The organism is Paenibacillus canaveralius (assembly GCF_047238265.1).
Classification (GTDB): Bacteria; Bacillota; Bacilli; order Paenibacillales; family NBRC-103111; genus Paenibacillus_F.
On the sequence record NZ_JBDFMM010000001.1, the window covers coordinates 5,287,043 to 5,299,324 of the forward strand.

The 12,282-nt window shown below is 54.8% G+C and carries 10 protein-coding genes; 3 read left to right on the forward strand and 7 right to left on the reverse strand.

The features are described from left to right. Positions 1-39: 39 nt before the first annotated feature. Positions 40-1,713 carry a family 14 glycosylhydrolase gene (locus ABC395_RS23775; RefSeq protein WP_413006285.1) on the reverse strand — a complete coding sequence of 558 codons (1,674 nt, stop codon included), beginning with the start codon at positions 1,711-1,713 and terminating at the stop codon, positions 40-42. A gap of 536 nt (positions 1,714-2,249) precedes the next feature. Between ABC395_RS23775 and ABC395_RS23780 the strand changes: the two genes are divergently transcribed. From ABC395_RS23780 to ABC395_RS23790, 3 genes are all read left to right on the forward strand, one after another. Next, positions 2,250-3,254: a metallophosphoesterase family protein gene (locus ABC395_RS23780; protein WP_413006286.1), complete on the forward strand. Its 1,005-nt coding sequence runs from the start codon at positions 2,250-2,252 to the stop codon at positions 3,252-3,254. 294 nt (positions 3,255-3,548) lie between these two features. Next, a complete protein-coding gene (locus ABC395_RS23785) occupies positions 3,549-4,292 on the forward strand; it encodes a spermidine synthase (protein ID WP_413006287.1) in 744 nt (247 codons plus the stop codon). 136 nt (positions 4,293-4,428) lie between these two features. Further along, positions 4,429-4,941, forward strand: coding sequence for a hypothetical protein (locus ABC395_RS23790; protein ID WP_413006288.1), 513 nt, complete (start codon positions 4,429-4,431; stop codon positions 4,939-4,941). 214 nt (positions 4,942-5,155) lie between these two features. Here ABC395_RS23790 and ABC395_RS23795 read toward each other — a convergent pair whose 3' ends face one another. From ABC395_RS23795 to ABC395_RS23820, 6 genes are all read right to left on the reverse strand, one after another. After that, entirely contained in the window at positions 5,156-6,430 is a 1,275-nt protein-coding gene (locus ABC395_RS23795; protein ID WP_413006289.1) for an alpha-L-fucosidase, read from the reverse strand. A gap of 216 nt (positions 6,431-6,646) precedes the next feature. Beyond that, on the reverse strand, positions 6,647-7,603 hold the full coding sequence (locus ABC395_RS23800; RefSeq protein ID WP_413006290.1) for an ROK family protein: 957 nt from the start codon (positions 7,601-7,603) through the stop codon (positions 6,647-6,649). Positions 7,604-7,938: 335 nt separating this feature from the next. After that, on the reverse strand, positions 7,939-8,631 hold the full coding sequence (locus ABC395_RS23805) for a copper homeostasis protein CutC (protein WP_413006291.1): 693 nt from the start codon (positions 8,629-8,631) through the stop codon (positions 7,939-7,941). Beyond that, a complete protein-coding gene (locus ABC395_RS23810) occupies positions 8,628-10,274 on the reverse strand; it encodes a leucyl aminopeptidase family protein (protein ID WP_413006292.1) in 1,647 nt (548 codons plus the stop codon). The genes ABC395_RS23805 and ABC395_RS23810 overlap by 4 nt, the downstream gene beginning before the upstream one ends. A gap of 17 nt (positions 10,275-10,291) precedes the next feature. Next, a complete protein-coding gene (locus tag ABC395_RS23815; RefSeq protein ID WP_413006293.1) occupies positions 10,292-11,278 on the reverse strand; it encodes an ABC transporter ATP-binding protein in 987 nt (328 codons plus the stop codon). Continuing rightward, positions 11,275-12,276 carry an ABC transporter ATP-binding protein gene (locus tag ABC395_RS23820; protein WP_413006294.1) on the reverse strand — a complete coding sequence of 334 codons (1,002 nt, stop codon included), beginning with the start codon at positions 12,274-12,276 and terminating at the stop codon, positions 11,275-11,277. The genes ABC395_RS23815 and ABC395_RS23820 overlap by 4 nt, the downstream gene beginning before the upstream one ends. Positions 12,277-12,282: the final 6 nt, after the last annotated feature.

The following is a 12,282-nucleotide window of genomic DNA, read 5'->3' on the forward strand; positions in this document are numbered from 1 at the left end:
TCTTCTGTCTATGCTTGCGGCTGCGGTTGCACCGGGAAGTTATACCGGCCCTCCGGCTTTTACCGTTCCCGCTGCTCCCCCCGTTCCGGGCGTATACGTGGAGGTGCCGGTACCGAAGAAATAGTTGTTCATGCTGTTGCTGTCCCAATTATTGTTCCCGTCATTGAAAGCCGCTTCCAATTGGACTGCCGTACCGATATTGATAGTTATTTTGGCATAACCGGCGACTTCGGAATCGGCCATTTTCACGCCGGGTACGGCCGTCCATGTTCCGCCTCCGGGACGGTAATGGATGTAAGGGGCCGAGTAACCTTTCTTGTAGTACACGGTTGCGGTATTGTTCGTGCCACCCGAACCCGTTCCCGCATGGCTGATGACATACTTCTTAAAGTTTGCCATCTCGCCGGTTGCGGAACCGTCCGCATTCACGACATTGGCCAGACGCAGAAGCGTAAAGCCGCTGAAGCCGAAGCGGGTCAGCTTCTCTTCGATCTTCTGGAACGCGGCCGTTCCCGAAGCCGGAAGCGCATTTTCCCCGTTGAGCCGGACGCCTTTGGCGTTCGCGATACCCGCGACGGTATCGACAAGGGTAGAGGGCATGGAGTAATTCGGGGCGCTTCCGCTGTCGAACATCTCCAGGCAGGTGAACGTCAGATCCAAATTGCTGTCCTTAAACTTCTGCAGCAGACGGTTGTAATCGTAATACCCGGCGGCCTGCTCCGCACTGTGCGGCATGGACGGATTCGTCATCTGCCAGTGGACGCCGGATACTTTGGCTCCGATCGGCACGCCGAACACAGAGTCGAAATTTTTGTGCGCGGCACTGCCGATTACGCCCAGATGATTTTCCAGCACGCTCTGGTACCAAGACAGAAAGTCTTTGCCATAGGCGCTCTTGTAGCCTCCGTTCGTATAAAAGCCGTCCCCGTCATTGGGCGGGCTTATCTGATCGACCGAAGTCAGGCTTAGGCCCCATGCGCTGTTGATTCCGCCAAGCGATCCGTATTTGGCTGTCATGGCCGTCCGGAACGCCTGTTTCGCGGTATCCGTGTAAGCCTGAAACTTGCCCCGGGACGGGTAGCTCCATCCGGCAGCCGGATAATACGAAGGAAATCTCAATTCTCCAGACGGGCCCCCACTTAAATAGATTTTCGGAATCATATCCTTATAGGAAGCGAAATTAGCCGCAAAAGAAGCGTAAAGCTCGCTGTACTGCGTACCCAGCCCGCTCCAGAAAGGCGACACGGCCTCGTTGTTCATATAGCCGGTTTCGCTTTTGAACTGCATCTGGTCCGCCGATCCTTTAGCCCACAGCCAGTTCGGCAGCGGTATGTTGCAATCGTCCCCGACATTGCCGCCGCATTTGTGCGTGGACAGGATCGGTACCCACTTTAGCCCCGCCTCCCGCACGGCACCCGCGTACGTCTTGTAGTAGCTCCAGTCGAATTGGTTATCGCCCGCGCTTTCCACCATTCCCCACCAGACATCAGTCGTGACGGCGTATACTCCGTTACTTTTTAGCGTGCGAAGCTGATTTTTGAAGGCGTTCCAGTCCGTAACCTTCGTCAGCGGCCCCATCACCGAAGCCTGAAAATCACCCGCAACCGCCGCACCGGCCCTGGCCGGCCCCCAGCCGAACACGGTCGTCAGTACCAGAATAAAGCCGAGCATCTGCAGGGCCGCTTTTTTCAAGCTGCTGTTTGTCAAACTCATTTCATACACCCTTTCTGTATCGAGATTTTTTTCAGAATATAAGGGGACTCCACACCGCAGCCGGCTGTCTTTTTTCCCTATTCCCTCGAATCCTTCGTTTTATTATGTAGTCCGGTTAAGCTGCTTCTTATTGTACGCGCTCTCGCACAAGGCCCGGTTATGAAGTGTCATTTCCCTCCTTTATATGAAATCGCTTACAGTTTGTATTATAAGGAACGTACAGGCTGCAAAACGACCCCAAAGATTGTCAAAAGGGTGGACTATATTGTCTGTTATGAGCTTCCTCTGCAAAACAAAGACAGGGGGAAAGTATCTTCTCCGCCTGCTTTAACTATGAGCAAGCTTTACCCGGTCTGTCTCCGTTTCCCTTCAATCCCCCCAGAATATCGGACTGCCGCGCCTACTGTAAACCTTCCCAAAAAATTAAGGTAAACTACCGAACCTCCTTCATAAAACCTACACACAACAACGCTCTTCCTTTGACAAATAACAGGTATGGTAGGAAATGTAAATACACCAACATCCGAGGAGGCTCTATGTTACGAAAAACGTTCCTCTCCGCCGCCCTGTCCCTCTCGCTTCTGGCCGCCGCAGTGATTCCTTCCGCAGTCGGCGCGAAACCCGGCAAAGAGAAGCCTCTTCTCGCTTTTCCCGTGATCAGTGATATTCACATCCAGTCCTGGAACCCGCAGTCGCATCTTAAGTTTAAAGCGGCCCTCGCCGATCTCCAAACGCTCGGACCCGATGCGGACGCGCTCGTCATCAACGGAGATCTCACGAACGGTATGCCCGCCGATTACGCTAAACTAAGCGAGCTGATGGAGCGGAGCCCGCATCCCCGCAAAGTGTTTTATACGATGGGCAACCATGAGTATTACAAAGCGTGGATCGATGGCGGCGGCGCCTGGAACGCGGACGCGTTTCCGAACGGGGAGACGGAGCAGGCGTCCATCGGACGGTTTCTCCAGCTTTCCGGCGGCAAAAAAGTTTACGGCGATGAGGTCGTGAACGGCTTCCGCTTCATCTTCCTCGGCTCGGAGCAGTACCGGCAGTCGGACCCGAACAACTTGGAGGATGCCTGGCTTTCGCCGGAACAGCTCCAATTTCTGAAAACTTCTCTGCGAAAAGGAGCCGCCGGCGGCAAGCCCGTCTTCGTCTTTCTGCATCAGCCGCTTCCCGGCACCGTATCCGGCACGAGCTTCTGCTGCGTCAACAACCGGGCCGTCGTCCAGCATGAGGAACTGCGAAAAATTCTCTCCGCGTATCCCCAGGCGATCTTCTTCTCGGGTCACACCCATTGGGAGCTCAAACTGCCGGGCACCCTCGTCCGAGACAAGTTTACGATGGTAAATTCGTCCTCCGTCCTCCAGCCCTGGACCGACAACGGAAACGGCGGCGAAATGCTGATGGGGCCCGATGAAAGCGAAGGCCTCTACGTCGAAGTGTACAAGGACAAAGTCAGCATCAAAGGACGCGACTTCTACCGGCAGCGCTGGATACCCGAAGCCCAGTTTACCCTCCCCCGTAACGTACGCGAGTAAAAAACAAACCGCGGCTCTCCGGTCCGCGGTTTTGTTCCGGTTATGAATTTCACATCATCTCAGTCGGATGTATCGTACTCGCTTCTCTTCTATCAGCGGTTTTGTTCCGGTTGTGAAGCCTGCCGCCCCGGCTGGGTTTCTTTATCCGACCTCCGAAAGTAATAGCACACCGGAACAATCGAAAACAACTGAAGCAGCCGAAGGCCCCAACCGAGCCGGAAAACCCGCCGGAATGGTATACTGGTTACAGACATTTCAGGCGCTTCACGCGTACCGCAAAGGAGACCGGGCATTTTGCAGCTGCTCTATGAAGAAACCTTCCCCGGCCATGGGATCCGGGTTTACGACACAGACGAACTGTACGGCGAGAAAGGCCGCTTCCGCGTGCTTCAATTCGCCAATGAAGCCATACAAGGGGCGCTTGATCTGAACGATCCCGGGCGCATCCTGTTTGAATATCCCCGGGCAATTATCCATCTCATGGACCTGAACCGTCCGGCTTTCGAAAACGTGTTTATGATCGGCCACGGAATCGGCACTATATCTGCCCGCTATCCGCAGAAACGGTTTACCGTAGCGGAGTACGTTCCTAAAGTCGCCGAGCTCAGTAAAACCTATTTCGGATATGACCGGGAAAATATTATCCTCGGCGACGGCCGCGAGATTCTGAATGGGCAACCCCCCGAGGCCTACGATTACGTGATCCTCGATGCCTTTACCGAGAAAGGTACTCCCCGGCACTTAATCACCCGGGAATTCTTCGAGCTCGGCCGCAGCAAACTTCATACAGACGGTGCCCTCTTTATGAATCTGTTCGGCAAAAGCGAGCACGACAATCATATCAGTGCCATTTACACGACTCTTGGCGAAGTCTTTTCTTACCGAAAAGCTTTTTATCTGCCCTCGGAAGGCAATCGGGATACGTTGAACATCCTTCTGGCCGGCAGCGAAGGCCCCCTGATGTATCAAGCTCGCCATATGGCCGGCTTTGTTGAATTCGAACCGAAGCCGGGTTATATAATCACGGACCGTTTGTAACTACATTGTGACTTTTGCGCGCGCATTTTGGTTTATGATGAGAGTAACAAGCCCGGCAGAGCGTTTTAAACCGGCCCAGCCGGGTAAAGAATCTGTAAGAACATCCTAACCATTTTCCGCAAAGGGGTTTACACAAATGAAAAAGATGGCCTTTTTCACTACACTAATGATATCTATGCTGGCTTTCGTCACATCCGCCAATGCAGTCGATTCCGAATATACGCCCGTTCCGCGCGGCGAAAACACCGTAACCGTTATGATTTCTTCCTTTGAAAATAAAAACGGTTCCCTTTACCTCCAAGGAGACCAAATCGAGTGGTATGAAGGTACGGAAGCCGATCAAAAATTCCTTGAGCATGAGACGGACATCGGCGACATGACGCACGCTCCCGACGGCTACTATATCGTTAACGATCAAGAGAAGCTCGACAGCTTCGAAATCGATCCGAACGCGCAGGTTCTGATGCAGCTTTACGATCATGACGGCACTTTCGAAGGCGTGAACGTTAAGTGGAACGAAGAAGTATCGCTCGGCAAGTTCCTGGACATTTATCATAACAACAGCCTGCTCGACGTGAGCACGTTCCCGTTCCATATAACGATCAAAGACGGTAAGGTTGTGAAAATCGTTCAGCAGTACATTCCGTAACGAAGGCATGGGAAAACGGAACGGACTATACCCTTTAAGCATAAAAAGGACCCGACAAAAGTCGGGTCCTCTTTTTTGCACAATCGGCATACGCGAAGGCACGAATTAGTTGACCTTCCGATACCACGGAAGCCGATGCAGCGGTACCTCCTGGTGGAAGAAGCAGCTGTCTAGTGATAAAAAACTGTGGAACCATTTTTATTAAAGCCGCAGCCTATCTCAGATGAAGCTCAATCACCGTATCGCTCTCATCCGGAAGCCTGGCTCCGGCAAGATTAATGAAGGCACCGTTCTCAATGTCGGAGTATTCCAGCGCCATCCATGGAACTTCTACCTTAAGTTCGGTCCCATCCCGCAGCAACCTGGCTTTCTCAATCTTGCCCTTCAACCCTTCGAAGTAAATTGGGCCTATCCCCCGGTCATATACATGGGCATACAGCCTGTTCCCGTTCTGGGTGTAGCGGCCCCACTCGGGCTTCGGCAAATCAGCCGCCTTACAGCCATAAATGCTGTCACCGTTCAGCCTCAGCCATTCCCCTACTTCGTCCAGCACCTCCAGTGTCTCCCGGTTAATCTCGCCCTTCGCATCCGGGGCCACGTTAAGCAGCAAGTTCCCGTTCTTGCTGACGCATTCGACCAGGGTACGGATCACCTGCTTGGCTGACTTGTAGTTCTTGTCCGCAGCATGATAACCCCAGTTATCGTTCAGGGTGATACACGCTTCCCAAGGGACAACTTCCCCCTTCTCATCCACGATGCCACCAGGTGGAATAATCTGCTCCGGGGAGAAGAAATCTCCGGCATATTCCTCGGGTTCTGCCGCCCGGATATTACCGCCCAGGCGGTTATCAATGATGATATCCGGCTGGATGGAACGAATCATCCGAATCAGCTCGGTTGCTCTCCATTTCTCGCCGGTCATATCATCATAGGAGAAATCGAACCACATGATGTCAATCTTGCCATAGTTCGTGAGCAACTCCTTCACCTGACCATGCATGTAGTCCAGATACCGGTTGAAGTCGATTGGCTTGTTCTTGGCCGCTTCATTGTCCCGATCCGGGTGCGCTTTGTCCCCATATCCCGGGTAATCGTCATGATGCCAGTCGATGATCGAATAATATAGTCCCACCATAATGCCCTCCGCGCGAAAAGCATCCACATATTCACGTACCAGGTCTCGTCCAGCCGGAGTGTTCGTCGCCTTGAAATCCGTCAGCTTACTGTCGAACAGACAGAAACCGTCGTGGTGCTTGGTCGTCAGCACCGCATACTTTTGTCCCGCAGCCTTGGCGGCCTTCGCCCATTTCTTCGGTTCATACCGGGATGCGTCGAACTCGTCGAAATACACTTGATACTGCTCATAACTCATCCGTTCGTTGCCTCGGATCCATTCTCCCCTGGCGGGAATGGAATATAATCCCCAGTGAATGAACATGCCGAACCGGTCCTGCAAAAACCACCGGGTCCTTTGCTCTCTTGTGCTCATGCGACAATCCCCCGTTCTATGAAGTGACTCCAAATATACACAACGGCTAAAAGGACTAATACAGATGCGGAACGCTCTCGCGATCGCTGTTATCCCGATTTCCGGATTAAACCGCTTAGCGGGTGAAATCCCGGACAATGGCGAACGCTGCGCTTCTCCAGAATCGTTCGGCCCCCTCCGTTACCCTAGCATAAAGTTCATTAGTTCCCGCTTACATCAAGTATGAAACAAAGCCGCGGCTCCGATCAGGCCGACGTCGTCGCGCAATCCCGCAGGCACAATCTCATACGTGCCGCGGTATGGCTTCATGACCAGCTTCTCGGTCTCCGCCTTAAGCGCCGGGAACAGCAGGTCGCCTGCCTTGCTTACACCTCCGCCGATTACAATCCGGTCGGGATTGAATGTATGAATCGCGTTGGCCAAGCCCAGCGCCATGTAATGAACCGCCCGGCTCACCACTTGGGCGGCGATGGGGTCATCCTGACGGTGAGCTTCGAACACATGCTTGGCCGAAATCTCTTCACCGCTTGCAGCCGCCAGTTCTCCAATCACGGACGGGTTGCTCAGCATAAGTTCCAGCGCCGAGTTGCGGATGGCGGTTCCTGAAGCGTACATCTCCCAGCAGCCATGGTTCCCGCAGATGCATGCCGGCCCATCCGGCACAACAATGTTATGGCCCAGCTCCCCGGCAAAGGAAGTCGCGCCCAGGAGCAACTTCCCGTCGAGGACAATGCCCGCACCGATGCCTGTACTGAACGTGATGTATACCATGTTCCCGGAGCCTTTTCCCGCACCCCGAACATACTCGCCCCATGCCGCTGCGTTCGCGTCATTAACGACCTCTACCACGACGCCGAGTGCGTCTCCCATCCACTTTTTCAGAGGGACATTGTTCCATTCCGGCAAGTTCGTGCCCTGAAGCACGATACCGTCCTTACTGTTGACGGTCCCAGGCGAGGCCAAACCTACACCGCATACCGGGTGTCCCATGGACACGGAACGAATCATCTCCACCATACGCTGCACGACTTCTTCCGCCGTGCGGGCGTTTGCCGTCTCCATGCGTTTACGGTTCAATATCTCACCGTCAGCATTAAAGAGAGCTGCGGCGATCTTTGTTCCGCCAAGGTCAATTCCCACTACATATTGGTCTGTGTTCTGCAAATCAATCACCTATTTTCAGATCTGTATGAATGGGGCTTAAGGCAGCGTTCGCTCTATATGACATTTCTTCCCCGCTTTACCCGCTGCCCTGATTGACTCATTACCGTCGAAGCTTTCAGCTTGCTTTATGTACTTACCGTCGCTTCTTACGGATTTAGGAATTTCGCACGGATAGCGCTTACAGTTTGCATTACCCAAGCTTGCTTTCTGCCTCCTGGAAATTACGATCTGCTTCATCAGCACCTGCAATCATCAACGTATTGCCAGCGTAATCAGCCGGTTCGTCTCATTTCAGTTGCCTTCCCTGTTCTTGCATGCAATACCTAGGCAGTTCCAAATCAAGATCAGGAATACTGAGCAAGGCTGTCAGCCAATGCCCGCAGCTGCACCGGATCAATCGGTGCAAGACCGGAACGTCCGTAACGAACTGCGGAGCCGAAATGAACTTCTGGAACTCCGGTCTGTTCGATGAAAGACCCGGCCACTTCCGGAGTCAGGCCGTTCCCGGCAAGAATTCGAAGCGAGCGGCCTTCGGTGGCCTCAACAAGTCTGCGAATAGCAGGCATCGCCTCGGTTGCGGGCTTCAGTCCGCCCGAGGTCAGCACCCGGGTAATTTGCGGGTAGCGCATTAGCGTCTGCAGGCCTGCAAGCTGATCCTCCAGTTCATCAAAAGCCCGGTGGAAGGTGATCTGCATCCCGTCCGCCCAGGGAAGCAGCACTCCCAGCGCGTTTTCATCAATCAGCCCTTCCGCCGTGAGTGCACCGACTACAATGCCTGAGGCACCAGCCGCGTTAATAGCCTGGATCTCGGCTACCATCGTCTCCAGATCAAGCTTGCTGTATACAAAGCTGCGGCTGTGCGGCCGCACCATCACATGGACCGGAATCTGCACAGCCCCTACAACCTGGCGGATCAATCCGATGCCCGGCGTCAACCCGCCTTCGGTAACGGCCGTGATCAGCTCCAGCCGATTGGCCCCATTTTCTTCAGCCCTTAACGCATCGTCTATACAGGTAGCGATGACTTCCAGGATCATAATGAACCTTCCTGTTTCCGGGATTCATTTACGGATATGTCCCCTGATACAAATCCTGCTGCATCTCTCGCTTCATTCCTTGATGTATTCTCTGACACATCCTCTGATACGTCCTCTGTTGCATTCCTTGCTCCATTCCCTGGTGCCTTTCCCGCATCACAGTTCCGGGCATAATTCACCGCATAATCAGCCAGCAGTCTTGCGCCATACCCTGTCGCTCCCGCCTCTGCGTAACCGACATCCTGCTTGTACTGTACCGTTCCGGCCATATCAATATGGACCCAGTTCATGGATTTGTCGACGAACCGCCGAATAAATAACGCTGCTGTGATGGCGCCAGCCAGCGTGGACGTGCCCACGTTACGCAGGTCGGCATAACTGCTTCTCAGCTCGGATTCATAATCATCCATAAGCGGCATCGGCCACAGCCGCTCGCCATTATGCTCTCCAATCCGGGCCAGCTCGCGCGTCATATCGGCATCGCCCCATATGCCCGCGATCCCGAGTCCCAGCGCATCCCCGACATTGCCCGTTAGCGTGGCAATGTCGATCACCTGCGCCGCGCCAAGCCCGGCCGCATGGATCAGCGCGTCTGCCAGCACGAGCCTGCCTTCTCCATCCGTATTTGCAATTTGAACGGTCAAGCCGTTCGGATAAGCAATCACGGATGAAGGCAGCGTGGCGCGGGCATCCGGCAGGTTATCGGCCACGGCGATCAGGGCCGTGACCCGGACCTTGGCCTGCTGCCGGACCAGAATGTCCAGCGCGCCGATGACGGCGGCCGCTCCGCCCATATCCATCCGGGCATCGCTGATATCCCGGCCCGTCTTCGCGTTCATGCCGCCCATATCGAAGGTGATGGCTTTGCCGACCAAGGCCAGCATCGGGGCATCCGGGACGGCTTCGTACCTCAGCTCGATTAGCGCCGGAGCGTGCTTGCTCCCGGCACCTACTGCCAGCAAGCCGTTCATGCCGCACTCAGTTAGCTCCCGCCCCCGATAGACATGAATATTTACGGGCCTGTCTTTGAAGAGATCCCGCGTCCATTCCACAAAAGCATCCGGGTTCAGCGTACCCGGCGTCTCATTCACCCAGTCCCGGGTCAGATTTGTCGCCTCCGCCCGGTGGATGGCCGTCTGAATGACCGAATTCAGCCCTGCCGCGGACAGTTCAGGCCAATCCGCAGACCGCAGATTCAACTTCACACTGCCGCTTATTTTCGTGACATTTCTATATTTATCGAACCGGTATAATCCAAGCAGCCAGCCCTCAATCCAGGCCTGCAGCCACGCGGCCGCTGACTCTATGCTCTCACTGCTTCCAACTCCAACTCCAATTACTGCGCCCGGATGTCTGAGCAGCGTTGCGCTGCCCCGCCCTTCCTGCAGCAGAGTCCGTGCCGCGGCACCACCGGCGCGGCGTACCCGTTCCAGCGTCTCGGCACAACGCTCCCCCATTCCGGCGGCGAGCACATCCGCTTCACCAGCAGAACGAGCGTACAGCCAGGTCACGGTGCCCTGCCGCTTGCGTGCTTCATTCAGCGCATAGGGAAACGATTCCCCCGCATATACCGGATGAATGAGAACATCCGCCAGTTCAGTCATATCTAGTGTAATGTGCATGGCGATCCTTTCCTTACGCATTGTAATAAGCCGCCTAATCAGGCTTCATTATAGAGATGACAGGCAACCTGATGTCCGGGTTCCACTTCCCGGAACTCAGGCTCCTGCTGCCTGCAGATATCCATGCAGGCCGGGCAGCGGTTATGGAACCGGCAGCCGGAAGGCGGATCTACCGGACTCGGCAAGTCTCCTTTGAGAATAATGCGCTCCCGCTTCTGATTCGGATCAGGAACCGGCACGGATGACAGCAGCGCCTGCGTATAAGGATGAAGCGGCCGGTCGTAAAGCGTATCTTTGTCCGCCGTCTCCACCAGTGTGCCAAGGTACATAACCCCTATGCGGTCGCTAATATGTTCAACGACACTCAGATCATGGGAAATGAACAGATAAGTCAGGCCGTACTCCTCTTGAAGATCCTGCATCAGATTCAGCACCTGGGACTGGATAGATACATCCAGTGCAGAGACCGGTTCATCCGCCACAATCAGGCTCGGACGTACGGACAGCGCCCGGGCAATCCCAATCCTCTGCCGCTGGCCGCCGCTGAACTCATGCGCGTAACGCTCCGCATGGATACTGCTGAGGCCAACCGTTTCCAGCAGTTCCTGAGCCAGCTTATCCCGTTCTTTCACACTAAGTTTTGTATGAATAAGCAGCGGTTCAGCTACGAGCTCCTTAACTTTCATACGTGGATTAAGTGATGCATACGGATCTTGAAAAACCATCTGCATCTCCTTGCGGATCGGGCGCATCTGGTTATCGGAGAAGCTGCTGATGTTCTGTCCGTTGAACCATACTTCACCGCTTGTCGGCTTCAGCAGCCGATTCACAAGCCGCCCGGTCGTGGACTTCCCGCAGCCGCTCTCGCCAACCAGACTGAAGGTCTCTCCTTTGCGGATGGCGAAAGATAAACCGTCCACCGCTCGCAAATACTTGGACGCGCCGAACCATCCCTTTTTCACGGCAAAAGACTTGCGTAATCCCCTCACTTCAACCAGGGGTGTCTCTATCGTGGACTTGCTCATTGGCGGTCTCCCCCTTCTGGTGTATCCATCTGCGTCAACCAACAGCGGCTTTTGCGGTCCGCTTTCCCTTGAACGGGAAGAAGCTCCGGCTCCTGAAGGCAACGCTCCATCGCAAAAGCACATCGCGGCATGAATTTACAGCCTGGAGGCATCGCGCTTAAGTCAGGCACATTGCCCTGAATGGATTCCAGACGGCGAACCTTCTGGCGCAGCTTGGGAACGGATTGGATCAGGCCTTTGGTATACGGATGCTGGGGATTTGCGAATAACTCTTGTACCGGAGCCTCCTCCACTACCCGTCCCGCATACATGACGACCACCCGGTCGCACATTTCCGCCACGACTCCGAGATCGTGGGTGATCAGCAGCATGCCCATGTCCTGCTCTTCCTTCAAGCGCTTCATCAGGTCCAGAATCTGTGCCTGAATCGTCACATCAAGCGCCGTCGTCGGCTCATCGGCAATGAGCAGCTTCGGGCTGCACGACATCGCCATCGCAATCATTACGCGCTGCCGCATTCCGCCCGACAACTGATGCGGATACTCATCGGCCACATCCTCCGCCCGGGGGATCCCGACCAGCTTCAGCGTATGAACGGCATGCTCCCTCGCACGCTTCCGGCTGTAGCCGAGATGCAGCATGATCGGCTCTTCCAACTGCCGTCCGATTCGCAGCACCGGGTTCAGCGAGGTCATCGGCTCTTGGAAGATCATCGCCAGTTCATTGCCTCGGAACCGCCGCATCTCCTTCTCCTGAATCTGAGTCAGGTCGGTGCCTTCGAACCGGACCGCTCCGCCCGCAATCCTTCCCGGTGTATCTTTGAGCAGGCGCATAATCGACAGAGAGGTCACACTTTTGCCGCAGCCGCTCTCTCCGACCAGTCCCAATACTTCACCTTTGTTAATATGAAAACTAATGCCGGACACAGCCATTACGCTTCCGCCATCCCGTCTGAACTCCGTCTTCAATCCTTCCACTTCAAGCAATCGAGTCGTCACGGCCCT